Genomic DNA, 14,306 nt, shown 5'->3' on the forward strand with positions numbered 1-14,306 from the left:
GCCGTTCGAGTAGCGGAAGGCAGCATCCCAGGGTCGCAACAGGCCAGGTCCTGGGGTCTCGCCGGGGTCTGAGAGCGGGGCACGCACACAAGAGGGTCCTCCAGGAACCTGGGAGGTCCTGACGACTCCACGTTGAGTGGCCGGTTGGGGAAGCCGGTGAACAACCCTGGTCCGCGGAGGATGGGCGCCCGACCTCCACGGGAGCGAAAGACGGGTGGCGGTGGTACTGCGCCGACGAAGGCAACGAAGCCGGGCGGGAAGGTCGTCAGGGAGTCGGAGTGCCTCGTAGTACCGATGAAGCGGGGGAACGCAGCGAGCGGACCCCGTGGAGGGAAGGGGGCACCGGAACATGGAACCGGGGGAGGGAAAGACGGAGGGGACACCGAGCCCTACAACCGTCTCAACACAACGTCCTCGGATAGTGCTCGCGGCGAAACCATGAGCCGAGGAGCCGGATGCGGGAATTCTGCACGTCCGGATCTGTGGGGGGCCGGGGTGGGCAACTGCCCCGGCCTACCCGACAGTTCGACCTTACCCATTTTTTCGGCTGCCGAGGGAGCCCATCCCGAGTGGTGGAGGAATGATCGAGCGCCGTCTACACAACACGGCATGCGCTCCAAGCACACGAAAACACGGTAGGGCGGCGACCCTACGGCCATCGCCCTCCTGCTGACGTTCCGTCAGTTGACGCTCACTGATTGAGCGCTCACGCCATTGAACCAACGCGCGCCAAGAGACGCACGGACAAGTTCATTGCTACCGCCCACTACCTTCCTGCTAGTGCTTTGCACGCGAAATCATCGACAATCGCGCCCACGAAACTTCAAGGTTCGGTACTCCGATTTGTCTTGCAATGCAAAACTAGCATCATCAAAGGATACCGTCGCGACGTCCACACGCTTTCCGGCGTAGTATTTCTTGCTTAATATGTCATTCAAGAAGCCTTTATATAGGGATTTAAATAAATTTTTGCATTCTTGATTTCGTATTGTTCTTTCAAACTTGATTCCTGCCTTCAGCATCAACGCAAGCTCGGTCATGATCACGAACTCCGCCTTCTCTGCGGCCTCAACTGCTATCGATTGCGCGTCGTGCACCAAGACGCCTCCGGCATTTTTATGCGTTACCCGAGGCATACCAACCTCGATAATGCCAATGTCTACTACGTAAAGCGGTCCGACGTTGGGTTTTTTTTGGTACTCAATACGGTAGTCTACGATTACCGCAGACTGCCAAGTTTTTTCTTCTTGTGATACAACAAAATTAAACGCCGATGGGCAAGGAATTGCACGTACGTCGCTATCGCCCATGAGACTTCCACTGGAGAGCTTGGCGATATCGAAAGCAGAGCCTGGGTCGCACGCAGTCCACCCTGTCCTGGCGATTGTCGCCATGGACTTGGTGCGGACTTGATTGCATTGCAAGCAATTCGAAAGCATGCCGTGCTTGCATGATTTCGAGGCAGTACAAACGATGCATTCGACGCTCGGCGCGCCATGCCTACAGTGTTTTTCCATGCCCATGACAACCTCTCGCGTTAGGTGAGGTTTCATACCATGTGGAGGCTTATGGAGCACACGCCGCCTGTTGGGCGAGTAACATCTGAGTACAGGGCGGATGGCAGACGACGACTTAGAGAGTGTTCCAGCAGACACTAGCCCTGGCGGGCCGCTCTTCGAGCCGTGAGTCCTTCTAGCTGTCGAAGTCCTGCCCGCAGCTCCGAATGAACTCCAGGGCCAAGTGACGCCGAGAGGTGCACGCATGCGGAGCCCGCGCCCAGCGTGCCGAGTCGGCCGCGTCCCAGAGCCCAAGCATGTAACGCCAGGGTTACAATCACATCCATTTCTCTCGGCTTGGGCGTGAAAAGTAACCCGAGAGTTACATGTTGGACGTTGAGCAGCCCGCACACGTTTCCGCACTTGCGCCATTGCGGTTGCGGGCTCCCACCCCATTTTCGAGGACAGCCACCGCGGCATGACCGCGCGCGTCCTCATGGGGAGGTGCAGCCGAAGAAGACCAAGGGAAAAGGGAAAGGGCCGGACCCGCCAAGGTCCAGCCCTCTAACAGGAAGGAGAGCTGCGCCAACAGCTCCGCCTTCCTTCACAGCTGGAACGCGGCTTGGGGCCACGCTCCCGTCCGGCCAAGGACACGGGAAACGTAGGCACCCTCGAGGCTCGCGTCCAGTGCCGGGAGGGGTGTGCCTCGCGAGAAGTCCATCGCTGAGCGTTTCGACGCGTACGTGGAGAGGGTGGGCGGGCGGCTCTACAAGCCGTGCCGCCGCTTCCTGCGTGAGGCCCTCTTCGGGCTGGTGGAGAACCGCAGTGTTCTCATCTCCCAAATCGGCCGGGCTCTGGAGGAGCCGCGGCGCCTCATCCACACCGAGAAGCGCCTCTCGCGCAACTTGGCCAACGAGCGCTACGAGGACGCGGCCGTGGAGGAGGACTATCTACGCCTCGTGGCGCCCATTCTCCGGGACGAGCGCTACCCTCGGCCGGTTGTCGCGGTGGACATCACCGACATCGCCAAGCCGCGCGCCCGGAAAATGCCGTACCTCTCCACCGTGCATGACGGCTCCAAGGACGAGCTCGCCACCGGCTACCAGGTTGTCTCCGTGGAGGCCGTGGGCGTGCGCGGTCGGCGCCTGCCGCTCCTCTCTCGGCTTTTCTCGAAGGTTTCTCCTGAGCACAAGAGCCAGAACGCCACCGCGCTCGAGGCCATCTCCACCGTGAGCCCGCACATCCCTCGCGACGCCTTCTGGGTGTTCGACTCCGGCTTCGACGGGCACATTTTCCTCCGGCGCCTGGACGAGCTCGGCCTCTCCTACGCAGTGCGCATCAAGCTCAGCAACGACAGGTTCCTCCACCTGCCCGACGGGAAGATGAAGGTGAGCGAGGCCGTGGAGTTGCTGCCGCAGCCCCATACCCACCGCACGAAGTACCACCGCCCCGAGCGCACAGGCAGGAAACAGGAACTCCAGCTCGGCTTCGTCCGTGACGTGCGCCTGCCGGCGTACACCTCTGGAGGCCGCCCCTCCAAGAAGAAGCTGGGCGAGACGCGCTACTCCCTCGTCGTCGCCCGCGGCCTGGGGCAGAAGCCGCTCGTCATTCTCACCACCCAGGACGTGCGGACGCGGGAGGATGCCGGCAGGGTGGTGGACATCTACCTGGAGCGGTGGGGCGTCGAGGAGAGCAACCGCTTCGTCAAACAGGGCTTTGACTTGGAGGACGTGCGCGCCCTCACGTGGACGGGGCTGAAGCGGATGGTGCAACTCACGCACTTGGCCTACGGTTTCCTCTCCCTGCTGGTGCACGGGCCACGCAAACAGGTGGAGCGCGTGGCAGCCGACTTCAAGGCCTTCGGTCCGGTTCCCGAGTACCTCTACTACCGGCTGCTTGAGGGCATTGGCCGGCTTCTACGATCCACCATGGACGGAGGGCCTCGAGCAACGCCGCTTGCATGCAGACAACGCCACTCGCGGGACCCACGCCCCCAGAGATGAGGCCCAGCCTCTAACCGGCGAGATATCCGGCGATCACTGGGCCAAAAGTCTCCCAGGCTTTCGACAGGTTCACGCTAAAGGTTGTGACCTGGGCGATGCCCGACAACACGGACTTGATCACAGCCAGCGGCTGCCGCTGCTGCTTGGACTTCGCGGCTTGTTCCGCCAAGAACGTCAGTTGCTGCTCAGCCTCGGCCCGCTTCGCTGGATCCAGCGCAGCATCAGTCTTCAGGGCCTCAAGGACGTTCTTGAATGCGTTCGCTAGCTCTTGGTTGCCCTGCTGAATGTTCCCAATGTGCTGATTGATGATCGCGTTGCCACTCGCAAACGCCGCGCCCGAATTCGGCGAGTGAGCGGTCGAGGCGACGTTCGCATTGTCTCCGTAGATGTTGTTGACGATGTTAGTGGTCACTGCTGCGGCCTTGGCCCTCTCTTCATCCGTGAAACTCAAGCCCTCACCTCGGATTCCCTTTGCATCGAGTTCAAGCGCAGCTTCCAGTACGCGGTTTCGGACTGCTTCTAACACGCACCACTTTCAAGGTCATGTGGAGGGTGCTACCATAGCGGTCAGGTGGGAAGGTGAAGGCCCACTTGGGCGGAGGTGGGTCCGAGGCATCGGACGGCCAAGGCGGAATCCTCGCGCCCCAACGCGGAGGAATGAACGTGGCCTTGAATGCGATTGTGGAGCGTTTCACGCAGCGCAGTCCCGTGACGGTGATGGTGCGCCGCACGCTTGAGCATGCCCTGAGTTCGCAGTGGATTGACGAGGTATTCGAAGCACAGCGGGACAAGCAGTACACGAGAGAGCTGCTCTTCTCCTCGGTGGTGGACTTGATGGGGCTGGTGGCGATGGGATTGAGACCGTCGCTGCACGCCGCAGCACAGTCGGACCCAGACTTGAGCGTCTCGCTGGCAGCGCTCTACGACAAAGTCAATCGCACCGAACCCCAGGTGGTGCGAGCGCTGGTGCAAGGGAGCGCGGAGAGATTGTTGCCCGTGGTGCGACCGATGAAGAAGCAAGGGCCGTGGGCGGCGGGCTACCAGGTGCGAGTCTTGGATGGCAATCACTTGCCGGCCAGCGAGAAGAGGCTCAAGCCACTGAGGAACTTCCGAGGAGCAGCACTGCCCGGGCAGTCCTTGGTGGTGTACGCGCCCGAGGTGGGGTTGGTGGTGGATGTGCTGCCCGCGGAGGATGCACATGCGCAGGAGCGGGCCTTGATGGGACCTGTGTTGGAGCGAGTGCGGGAGGGAGAGCTGTGGCTGGCCGACAGGAATTTCTCCACGAGTCGGATTCTACGTGCGGTGCACGAGAAGCGAGCGGGCTTCATCATCCGAGAGCATGGAGTGTCCCCCAATCCCACGGCGTTGGGAGAGAAGCGGCAGATGGGACGAGGACAAACAGGACTCGTCTACGAGCAGGCCGTGCGCATGGAGGGGGAAGAGCCGTTGGAGTTGAGACGAGTGGAAGTGCACCTGGATGAGCCAACGGAGGATAGGGAAACAGTCATTCGGCTACTCACGAATGTGCGCGAGGAGAGACTGAGCGCCCTGGAAGTAGCGGAGTTGTACAGGAAGCGCTGGAAGATTGAAGGGATGTTTGGAGAACTGGAGGCGGTGCTCGAAAGTGAGGTGAGGAGTCTGGGGAAGCCGAGAGCGGCGCTGCTGGCCTTTGGGGTGGCGGTGCTGGCCTACAACGCGTTGTCCGTAGTGAAGTCAGCGGTGGAGGCCAGCCATGACTTGGAGGAAAGCAACATGCAAGTGTCCACCTACTACATCGCCGCCGAGGTGAAATTCACCTACGGAGGGATGATGGTCATGGTGGAGCCAGAGGAGTGGGCGGAGCAGGAAGTGCAGTCCGCCGAGCAACTGAGTGCGGCCCTTTTGGAAATGGCGAAGAAGGTGAAGCCCACGACGTTGCGCAAACATCCTCGGGCAGCCAAGAAGAAAGTGAAGAAGGGCTATGCTCCAGGGGAGGTAGCGCGCAAACATGTAGCAACAGCGCGTGTGCTTAAAGGAGAGAAGCTCTCCTGAGCTGGGAAGGAACTGAGACACCCAAAAGACCGGGACGAGCCCAAGAGTGTCCAGTGATGGGCCCTCCGTGCAATGACTATATCCTGATAGAGCGCCAAGTTGCCTTGGCTCGCCATTTCTTCCCTGATTGTCCTTCTAAAAGAAGCACCCGCCATCGACCTTGAAAGGGGTGCTTCTAACACGCCCTTGAGACTCGCTTTCCCGAACAGACGGACGACTTGGGTACGCCCAAGCTGGGGGATGATCTGCGCAAGCATTGAGTGCTCTCCAGGCGCCACGTTCGACGTGAGGTTCCCGTTTTCAGATTCGAGCAAGGTCTCGATCTCAGCCACCGACTGGTGAATGGAGACCAATCCGAAGTGCTCCGCGAACTGGTCGTTGCCCTCCAGGACCACAGGAATCCAGCCACGGACGAGGTTGAGCGCCCGCAGTTCGCATGGAATCCGCCTGTAGTCGGGAAGATCGGTGGGTTGCCCAGTGTAGCCCGAGGTTTCTTTTTTCACCCAAGCTTCCAACTCGGGGATTTTGAGCTTCGCAGCGAGCACTCGCGTACGTCGAAGCAGTTCGGGCAACGGGGTGTCTTCGTCCTGGGCGAGCTGGATCAGTTCATCAACAAGCAAGGGCTTTGGCATGAGCAGGGCATTTTAGCCCATTGCACGGAGCGTAGTCGCCTTGTTGGCAAGCAGGCGGCCAGCGTTTCGCTGCTACCGCCCTCTACGTCCAGCAACAGGTGTGACACCGGCGGCAGAGCGCGAAGGTGCCGCCTCACGGCGAGGGGAAGAGCAACGCCACGTCCACCTCGAAGCCTTCGCACAGGCGGGCGAGGGAGGTGAAGGTGAGGTTGACGTCCGCTCCTTCCACACGCTGAAAGAGGCGCGTCGTCATGCCGCAGCGGTGGGCGGCCTCCTCCTGCGTCCAGCCTCGCTCCTCGCGCAGGCGCCGCACGGCGGTGGCCAGCCGGGCCTGCAACTCACGGTAGGCCGCGCTCTCGTACTGCTCCGCCCTCTCTGGGCGGCGTGTGCGGGGCCGCGGCATCTTGCAGCGGACCCTAGGAACGCCTACAACCGCGCACCACGACGCTAGCGACGTGTCTCTAGCAACGCGCACGGACTTTCCGTCCTGGGAGAGCGGACATGGCGCTGGTGAGGTGCAAGCAGTGCGGTACTGAGGTGGCCACCGACGCGGTGGCCTGTCCGAAATGCGGGACACCACGCCCGCGCGGCATGTCCACCGGGAAGGTGCTGGCCCTCATTTTCGGGGGACTGGGATTGGTGTGCTTCGGCACATGCTTCCTCGGCGGGCTGGTGTCGGCGCTCAAGGGCGGTGGCGCCACGGCGGCGGGTGCCGCTTCGTCGGGGCCGGCGCGGACGGTGGAGATCCGCACGCTCCTCGGGGAGTACCGCGACAACGAGCTCCGCGCGGACGGCGCCTTCAAGGGGCACGTCATCCAGACGACGGGCACCGTCACCGACATCAGGAAGGACATGCTCAACGACGCATACCTGGTGCTCAGCGATGGTGCGGCGTTCGAAGCCGTCCGGGTGCAGTGCGCCCTCGGGAAAGCCCAGGCGGCGAAGGCGGCCTCTCTCTCCAAAGGCGCGCGCGTCACCATCCGCGGCCGCGTCGCGGGGCTGATGATGGATGTGCTCGTACGAGACTGCGAGCTCGTCGGCCCGTAGGCCCTTCGAGCGAGTCCCAAAAAAGATGAGGACCGCCGCGTCGCTCAACCGAGGCGGTCCTCACCGACTATTCAGGACGCCTGAGCCCCAACCCCAGGCTCAAAGAGCAGAGAAGTCGCTGAGAAACGACCCACTCATGTCCACATGGGCACAGCTACAACTGGATTTTCTCGACGACGCCGCCATTGCGCGCGTCATCCGAAGCGGATTGGGACGTCACCTGGCGAATCATGTCTCTGTAGGCCGGAACGAATGGCTGGGGCGGCTTCACCTGGTCCAGAAAGGCCCTGGAGGGCGGAACGAATGGCTGGGGGGGCCGCATCTGGCGCATCAACTCCATGTGCTCTGCGAGGGGAGAGAAGCTGAACAGGGCTTTCTTCGGCATGGCTGCTTCCTTTCGGACGCCGCCCGCATTGACGTAAGAAGGCCCTTGATTTAAAGTTCAAGAACATTGCGGCTCCTCCGCCGATACGGGGGCGCTGTGACACGAGCTTGGATGTGATGATCCTCGCTCGTGGGGGCCGGCCCTGCTCCGGCCCTTTTTTTTTGCACGGCAGGGCTTCTTTCGAATGTGCGATTCGCAGCTTTCCCAGATCTCCAGTTGCTGTCAAACAAAACAAACGCCGCCCGATTTGTTCAGGCTGAACACGGGGGAAAACCCAGTACATTTGTGTTATGGCTTTAGGGCCAACGCCAGACGGCGCTCACCGGCACGTTCCGGCTGAGGAGGAAGGCTCCTGGCTTGGAGTCCTCCCATACGGCGATACGCCCGTCCCGGTCGCCCAGCACGATGCACACCGGGTACTTCCGGCCATCCGGTAGCACGGCCTGGGTGAAGCGGCCCATGACGGCCGGCCGCTTCCTCTCCCCCCAGTCCTCGTCGATGCCGGGGCCCGTCCAGAGCTGGCCGTGGAGCAATGTCCCCTCCGGAAGGTTGCCGTCTCCCCGGGTAATGCGGCTGGTGATGGGGCCGTCCTGGTAGACGCCTTCCTCACCGAATCGCCCGGGCTGGTTGATGTCGATGATCGCCTCCAGCGGACTGGCCGTCCGGAGCTCCAACGCCTCCATCGCCTCGGTGGCCTGCTGGGGGCAGTCAGCGGGCTCCGGGGGCTTCACCTGCACGGCGGGACACCCCAACCCCGCGGTGGCGCACAACCAGGCGGCGAGGAAACTCGAGGAGGAGGAACGGGGAGCGGTGGACATGGGCGGACTTCCTTTCGCGGAGCGGCCAGGCCCGGGCGGCAGCGCCGCGGGCGGGGGCGCGAGTGTGGAGGAGAGCACCACCCCCAAGGCAAGGCCGAGCACGCCCAGGCCCACCATTCCGAAGAGGAGCCGGGAGCTCCAGGCGCGGCGCGGAGGGATGGCTGCGGCGGGAGGCTCCTGCCGTGCCGACTCCTCGGGTGAAGGCGGGGGCGCGCCCTGAGCCGCGCTCGCGGCTTGCGGCTCTCGCTCCTCGGCAAGCGGCTGTACCTCTTGCGGTCCCTCGGGCTCCGGCTCCGGCCACCCCGGCGAAGGCTCCCTTTCTTCTTCCTCCTGGGGCGGTGGCTCATCCAGGCCCTCTTCCGCCTCATCCAGGCCCTCCTCGGCGGGGAAGAGCGGCACCTTCCAGGCGGGAGAGGTGCTCCCCTTCTCGGTGGCCGCCTCCAGCGCCTGGAGCAACGCCTCGGTGCTGGGGTAGCGATCCTCGGGCCGCTTCTCCAGCAGCTTCATGGCGATGTCGCTCAAGGAGCGCGGCGCCAGGGGGTTGAGGAGGTGGGGGGCCATGGGAGGGACGGTGGCGATGGCCGCCACCAGCTCCTTGTCCGGCAACTCCGGGTTGAAGGGGTGCAAGTCCGTGAGGGCCTGGTAGAGCAGCACCCCCAGGGCGTACAGGTCCGCACTCGCGCCTCCCCGGAAGGGCTTCCCCTTTTCCCATGCCTGGCTGCGGGCGTAGGCGAGCAGCTCCGGCGGCACCAGGTGCAGCACGCCCTCGGGCAGGCCCATGGTTTGAGTGAGAGCGCCGGGCAGGCGCGCGGTGCCGAAGTCGATGAGGAAGGGGCGGCCATCCGCGCGGCGGATGAGGATGTTCTCCGCCTTCAAGTCCCGGTGGTAGACGCCGCGCGCGTGCAGCGCACCCACGGTGCGCACCACTTCGCCGAAGGTGCGCGCCAGCCGGAGGGCGTGAGGAGGCGTGCGCCAGCGCCACTCATGCCAGGTGTCCCCGTCCACGTAGTCAGTGACGAGGAAGGCGTAGCCCGTGCTGGGGCTGGGCCAGAAGTCCACCCCGTACACGCGCAAGAGGTTGGGGTGGGAGGCGTAGGTAAAAAGGGCCGCAGCCTCACGCGCCAGCCGACGGTAGGCGTTCTTGTCCTCCACGTACGCCTCTTCCGGGTACTTGTCCTCGAAGAGCTGTGCCCGGGAGTCGGAGAGGGGGTGGAGCGCCACCTTCATGGAGTAGGACTGGCCGTCGCGCTCCACCTTGAAGACGCGCGAGGAGCCGCCGCGGCCCAGCACCTGGGTGATGAGCCAGGGCCCCACCATGTCGCCGGGCTTGAGCTGGTCCGGGTGCAGAGCATGCGTCGTCATGGGTCGCCGCTCCTACTGCTTCACGTTGGGAATGGAGAGGTGCCGGTGGCCGCTCTTGTCCACCAACTCGAGGCGGAGAACGTCCTTCGCTTTCCAGAGGTGAGCCTCCGTCTCCACCGCCACGAGGCCCTCCTCGCCAGGCGCGAGTTGCGCTTTGTCCATGGCCATGGAGAGCACCTTCACCGAGGTGCCGTCCTCTCGGGCGAGGCGCGCGGTGCCGGGCACCCACGGGGGTTGCCCCGGCAGGTTGCGCACGCGGACGACGGCGAGTGCCCAGCGGGCGGCGCGGTACGCCTCTCCTCCCATGTACTCCAAGCCATTCTGAGGGGTTGTACGCTCACCCTCGAGGCGCCGGGCCCGTACGCCGTCCACGTCGAGTTGCCCCGAGAAAACGAGCCCGGCGTGCCCACCCACCCCGCACTGGGCCTTCAGCGCCGCGAGCTCCGCCTCCTTCTCCACCAGCGCGGCCTCCAGCGCCTCCAGCGTGCGCGGGCGGCGCACCACCTCCACCTCCTTGTCCACCACCCCGGGGCGCGTCACCAGCGTGAGCGTGGCCCGGGCCGGGGAGGCACCGTCCCGGTAGCGCACGCGCACCACCAACTTCTCCTCGGCGCCCAAGTCTACCGAGGGCTCCAGGCCGATGAGGGTGTCTCCCATCTCCACCCACTTGAAGCGGACGGGGCGGCCCTCCATCTCCACTGCGGCCTTGTCCACGGGCATGTCGAAGCGCAGGTACGTGGCGATGCCGGCGGCCACGCGCACCTCCGGCCCGGGCTCCTCGGGGTTGCTGGGCAGGGTGACGCGCCGCTCCTGGCGCTCGCGGGCGGGGGGCTGGGGCTGAGCTGCCGCGGTGGCGCTCATCAGGAGCGCGAGCGGCAGCCACGGGAGAAGTCGGGCCAGGGTGGATACCTCCAAGGTCCACCGTAGCAGACGTACGACGCTAGCGACGCTCACTCTACGATGTGGGCCAAAGTAGTCTTACGGATTACCCACTACACCTGATTGAGGGGGGGGGGCGGTAGCACCCCCCTAGTAGAACACTCCTGCGGCGAGTCATCAGGCGCGGCACCCTGGCGCCGATTGCAAGCAAAAGCCGCGCCACCGCCCGGCCGTAGACCCGCACTAGTAGATGAGTGAGTCATCAGGCGCGGCGCCCGGCGTCGATTGCAAGCAAAAGCCGCGCCACCGCCCGGCCGTAGACCCGCACTAGGTGAGGAAGAAGGAGAAGCTCGACCTGGGCGACAGCTCTCCATTCCAACGCCTAGGTGGCGCTTACAGCCCCACAAAGATCACTACGGAATAACCCTATATCATGACTCATAACCGAGAAACATTCAATAAAAGATCCGATCCTGCTTCCACGCCTACAGATGGAACACGGATCGTTACCGTTCAGGCTCCGCGCACTGCAACGCCGACACCTAGCCCCGGCCTATGGGGAGTAGTAGTCACACTATTAGATCCCGGTGTTTCGCGCCGCGTTATCTACTGGCTGGCTGATGTCGCTGAAGCCTTCTACCAAACCCCCATTTGCCAATTCATCAGCGACGGCAGCGAGGTAGTGCCCGTCATCCGTGGAGCGCTTGCTTGTGCCGCCCGAACACTTCGCGAAACTCCTACCGGACAGCCCGCTAGAAACACATTTGCTGCGGTGCTGGGTAGCTCACTCGCTGGTGGTGCTGTCGGATGCGCCGTAGCGTACCTGTGCCGCTTTATGCCGAACGAGTCCGTCAGCAGCATGGCGAACCTTGCGGCAACAGCCTTGGCTTTCCATGGAGACAAGACTACGTGGATGCTGTTCAATCAAGCCGCGCAGTTCCGCAAATCCGCTGAAGCAGAGACCGGCCCAGACGGCAGATGGATTATGCGATCTGGGTACATTTGCCTCGAATGGCTTGTGCACTTCCTTGTGGGAGCCGTAGGGGGCATCCAGACAGGCTTAGCTCTAAACTGGTAAGCCGTATTACGACCATTACCGTCAACTACCGAGGATGGAGCGTCGTCCCGTTTGAGGTCGGCGCTCCATCCTCAGTTTTTGGGCCTCAGCACCGCATAGCCGAAAATGCGCGTCCTTCCGCCGTCTTGAAGTGTTGAGGATTCCTCTTGTCGTGAATGTTCGTCCTCTCGTGCACACCTAGTCCTTCGCCCTTGGGCCTCCAAAAAAATGGGTAAGGTCGAAACTCGAAGCGAGGGACTCGAGCGAGAACCGAGGACTTGGAGTGGGCCCACGGGGTGCATCCGGCCCGGCGGAGTGCACGCGGGGGCGGGGGATGGGCTGGCCGTTGAGGATGTTCCAGGAGGAGGGGCTCGACAAGCGACCCGCCCGGCCTCCTCAATCGAGCGTCCGCAGGAGCGCATCCCGCTCCTCGGCGAGCTTCTTCGAGTTGATGGCCTTGCGGATGATGCGCGTGGCTTCCGGACGCACCTCGGCGTCGGTCAACCGGGAGCGCCAGTGCGCACGAAGCTCCTCCAGTTGCTGCCGCTGGGTGAGCTGCGTGGTGGCCAGCCACCGTTCGAGCTCGAGGACGACTCCCAACCGCGGGGGCGGGAGCTTCCCGGCATCGATGTCGCCGGGCTTCGGCGTGTACTTGCGTGCGACCCAGTCCTCTGGGAGGGAGCCCCACCGCTCGGCCTGGTTGCGCAGGCCCATTTGGACGTCGACGAGGAAGTCCTCGTACCTCGGCGAGGAGAGCACGCCCTGGGCCGCCAGCCGCTCGCGCACGGCCTCGCGTCCGTGCGTCTCGTCGTGGACGAGGTCCCCCAGCTCGGCCTTTCCCCACACATCGAATGGGTGGTTGTGGTTGAAGATGGCGCTCTCGACGTAGGCATCGCCGAAGACGTAGGTGCCGAGCGGCTCGTCCTCGCCGAACAGCCGCCGGACACGGAGCTCCCCGAGCACGACGAGGTAGCCACTCGTGTAGAGCGTCTGCGCCATGAGGTTGCCGCGGACGAAGACGAGTCCACCGGGATTCTCCAGCCACCCATCGACGTACAGGTCACCTTCGATGAACGTGGAGCCCTTGGGGTTCACGAGGCTGAGCGAGGGGACGCGGCCGCCCGTGAACAGCCCGGCACCGCTGTTGTTGGAGCCGAAGGAGAGGACCTGGGGGTCGACATCCATGCCAATCCGGGCGCCGACACGTCGGAACGCCGTGTAGGGGCGCAGGTAGGCGGCGGCTTCGTCAGAGGACAACCAGCGCTGCAGGGGGAGCATGGTGTCGGGTACCTCCGGCGAAAGGGTGTCAGACGATTTGTAGGAGACGAGGTGCCGGAACGAGTCCTTTCGGTATGGACAATCACCTGCTCCGCGTCTTCTCTTGCTCTGCGATTCTCTCCTGCTCCCTCCGCCAGTCTTCCAGGATGGAGATGGGGTGTAGCGAGCGGTAATCGATCTTCTTGTGATACACCGCGAAGTGGTGTTCGCCCGCGATCCGCACGAAGACCGACAAGGGTGGAGCAGGGTGACTCTTCCACCAGGCCGCTGCCTCCGCATGGGTGTCGAACGAGGCCGCGGGGGCAGGCAACCCGCGTGACGTGACAGCCTCGATGAATCGTTCCAGTGCGTAATCGCGTCGGAGGGCACGCACACCCCTCTCGCGAGAGTAGAAGACCTCCAGATATTCATTCCCCACCAGGATATATGCGCTGCTGGGCGGCTCGGGGAGTTTCCTCAACCAGGTCTCCGCCTCGTCGCGCGTGTCGAATCGGGCGATGACTGGAGGAGGATGACGGTAGAAGGTCTTCAGGTAGTCGTGGAATTCCTCGCATTGTCCTGTTGAAGCAATGAATTCGAGCTGGGCTCTGGCGACCTGGATGAAATTCTTCTTCTCCGCGGATCGCAAGGTGTCTCGAATTCGAGCGAGCGTCTGCCAGGCCTCGCTGGCCTCGTCGCCATTCTCGCCACGCCAGGAGGTTCTCACATCGACAGCACGGTCCGCTGAGGGGCGTGCGAGATAGTCCTCGAAGCGATAAAGCTGGCCTGTTCGCCAGATGAAAAAGCCCGCCTCTTTCAGGAGACGGTATGCCTTGGGGTCGCCGGGCGGCTGGATCTTCTGCCACTGGTCGGCAACCAGTGCTTCCGATGCGGAGAGCAGCTTGGAGATCGTCACGGTGTCTCCGGCGCCAGCTCGAACCCCGAAGGGTTGTCCGAGGAAGCCACCAGCACGACCGGTACGAAGACGAGCGCAATCCCACCTGAAGCGCCGACCACGGCGATGAAGGCGACGCCGGCAATGATGATGACTGTACCGGCCAGGATCTTGGTTCGATGTCGCCTGACCCAATCAACCGCGGTGTCCATGGCTTCGAATCGCACAGGACTGGCCTCCGCCTGTGCAAGGCACAAGGCGAGTTGCTTCATGCATGCCTCCGGGCAGTACCGCTTTTTCCCGATCCTCCACTGACCATACTGACTTGTAACGGACTCGGTCCTGCGCAACTGGGTGAAGCAGGTGGAAGTGGACGAGGGTAAGGGCCCCGCGGGTGCGCTCACCACGGGTGATAGGGCAAGCAACGGCCAGGACCGCGCCGAG

The 14,306-nt window shown here is 63.4% G+C and carries 13 protein-coding genes and 1 pseudogene; 4 read left to right on the forward strand and 10 right to left on the reverse strand.

The features are described from left to right. Positions 1-797: 797 nt before the first annotated feature. Positions 798-1,523 (reverse strand): hypothetical protein, encoded by a 726-nt coding sequence (locus tag D187_RS56000; protein WP_155893950.1) that lies wholly within the window; start codon positions 1,521-1,523, stop codon positions 798-800. 674 nt (positions 1,524-2,197) lie between these two features. Here D187_RS56000 and D187_RS40545 point away from each other — a divergent pair. Further along, positions 2,198-3,499, forward strand: coding sequence for a transposase (locus D187_RS40545; RefSeq protein WP_002627582.1), 1,302 nt, complete (start codon positions 2,198-2,200; stop codon positions 3,497-3,499). 10 nt (positions 3,500-3,509) lie between these two features. On the opposite strand, the gene D187_RS40550 is transcribed toward D187_RS40545, so the two are convergent. Then, positions 3,510-3,950, reverse strand: coding sequence for a hypothetical protein (locus D187_RS40550; protein WP_155893951.1), 441 nt, complete (start codon positions 3,948-3,950; stop codon positions 3,510-3,512). A gap of 206 nt (positions 3,951-4,156) precedes the next feature. Here D187_RS40550 and D187_RS40555 point away from each other — a divergent pair, with 206 nt between their 5' ends. Beyond that, positions 4,157-5,530 carry an IS4 family transposase gene (locus tag D187_RS40555; protein ID WP_043434159.1) on the forward strand — a complete coding sequence of 458 codons (1,374 nt, stop codon included), beginning with the start codon at positions 4,157-4,159 and terminating at the stop codon, positions 5,528-5,530. On the opposite strand, the gene D187_RS59465 is transcribed toward D187_RS40555, so the two are convergent. Both D187_RS59465 and D187_RS40560 read right to left on the reverse strand, forming a co-directional pair. Further along, positions 5,458-6,162 carry an AbiTii domain-containing protein gene (locus tag D187_RS59465; RefSeq protein WP_155893952.1) on the reverse strand — a complete coding sequence of 235 codons (705 nt, stop codon included), beginning with the start codon at positions 6,160-6,162 and terminating at the stop codon, positions 5,458-5,460. The two genes, D187_RS40555 and D187_RS59465, sit on opposite strands and share 73 nt — an antisense overlap. 133 nt (positions 6,163-6,295) lie before the next feature. Further along, the gene (locus tag D187_RS40560; protein WP_081714057.1) at positions 6,296-6,565 is read right to left on the reverse strand and encodes a helix-turn-helix domain-containing protein; all 270 of its coding nucleotides are present in this window, start codon (positions 6,563-6,565) and stop codon (positions 6,296-6,298) included. A 98-nt stretch (positions 6,566-6,663) separates the two neighbouring features. On the opposite strand from D187_RS40560, the gene D187_RS51135 reads away from it, so the two are divergent. Beyond that, positions 6,664-7,209: an OB-fold protein gene (locus tag D187_RS51135; protein ID WP_076606326.1), complete on the forward strand. Its 546-nt coding sequence runs from the start codon at positions 6,664-6,666 to the stop codon at positions 7,207-7,209. 154 nt (positions 7,210-7,363) lie between these two features. On the opposite strand, the gene D187_RS40570 is transcribed toward D187_RS51135, so the two are convergent. The 6 genes from D187_RS40570 to D187_RS40595 form a co-directional block, all read right to left on the reverse strand. Beyond that, positions 7,364-7,594, reverse strand: coding sequence for a hypothetical protein (locus D187_RS40570; protein WP_002627586.1), 231 nt, complete (start codon positions 7,592-7,594; stop codon positions 7,364-7,366). A 296-nt stretch (positions 7,595-7,890) separates the two neighbouring features. After that, on the reverse strand, positions 7,891-9,774 hold the full coding sequence (locus D187_RS40575) for a serine/threonine protein kinase (RefSeq protein ID WP_002627587.1): 1,884 nt from the start codon (positions 9,772-9,774) through the stop codon (positions 7,891-7,893). Between the two features lie 12 nt (positions 9,775-9,786). Next, on the reverse strand, positions 9,787-10,689 hold the full coding sequence (locus D187_RS40580; protein ID WP_002627588.1) for a DUF2381 family protein: 903 nt from the start codon (positions 10,687-10,689) through the stop codon (positions 9,787-9,789). Positions 10,690-12,106: 1,417 nt separating this feature from the next. Next, positions 12,107-12,988 (reverse strand): hypothetical protein, encoded by an 882-nt coding sequence (locus D187_RS40585; protein WP_002627589.1) that lies wholly within the window; start codon positions 12,986-12,988, stop codon positions 12,107-12,109. A gap of 82 nt (positions 12,989-13,070) precedes the next feature. After that, positions 13,071-13,883 carry a hypothetical protein gene (locus tag D187_RS54425; protein WP_002627590.1) on the reverse strand — a complete coding sequence of 271 codons (813 nt, stop codon included), beginning with the start codon at positions 13,881-13,883 and terminating at the stop codon, positions 13,071-13,073. Beyond that, positions 13,880-14,134: a hypothetical protein gene (locus D187_RS40595; RefSeq protein ID WP_245591952.1), complete on the reverse strand. Its 255-nt coding sequence runs from the start codon at positions 14,132-14,134 to the stop codon at positions 13,880-13,882. The genes D187_RS54425 and D187_RS40595 overlap by 4 nt, the downstream gene beginning before the upstream one ends. A 55-nt stretch (positions 14,135-14,189) precedes the next feature. On the opposite strand from D187_RS40595, the pseudogene D187_RS59660 reads away from it, so the two are divergent. Further along, a pseudogene (locus D187_RS59660) lies at positions 14,190-14,306 on the forward strand (IS3 family transposase); the annotation flags it as partial.

This window comes from Cystobacter fuscus DSM 2262 (assembly GCF_000335475.2).
Lineage (GTDB): Bacteria > Myxococcota > Myxococcia > Myxococcales > Myxococcaceae > Cystobacter > Cystobacter fuscus.

Bases quoted from the DNA above. Each gene is read 5' to 3' on its own strand.
- D187_RS56000 (WP_155893950.1), bottom strand. From the start codon at position 1,523: ATGGGCATGGAAAAACACTGTAGGCATGGCGCGCCGAGCGTCGAATGC.
- D187_RS40555 (WP_043434159.1), top strand. From the start codon at position 4,157: ATGAACGTGGCCTTGAATGCGATTGTGGAGCGTTTCACGCAGCGCAGT.
- D187_RS59465 (WP_155893952.1), bottom strand. From the start codon at position 6,162: ATGCCAAAGCCCTTGCTTGTTGATGAACTGATCCAGCTCGCCCAGGAC.
- D187_RS40560 (WP_081714057.1), bottom strand. From the start codon at position 6,565: ATGCCGCGGCCCCGCACACGCCGCCCAGAGAGGGCGGAGCAGTACGAG.
- D187_RS51135 (WP_076606326.1), top strand. From the start codon at position 6,664: ATGGCGCTGGTGAGGTGCAAGCAGTGCGGTACTGAGGTGGCCACCGAC.
- D187_RS40570 (WP_002627586.1), bottom strand. From the start codon at position 7,594: ATGCCGAAGAAAGCCCTGTTCAGCTTCTCTCCCCTCGCAGAGCACATG.
- D187_RS40575 (WP_002627587.1), bottom strand. From the start codon at position 9,774: ATGACGACGCATGCTCTGCACCCGGACCAGCTCAAGCCCGGCGACATG.
- D187_RS40585 (WP_002627589.1), bottom strand. From the start codon at position 12,988: ATGCTCCCCCTGCAGCGCTGGTTGTCCTCTGACGAAGCCGCCGCCTAC.
- D187_RS40595 (WP_245591952.1), bottom strand. From the start codon at position 14,134: ATGAAGCAACTCGCCTTGTGCCTTGCACAGGCGGAGGCCAGTCCTGTG.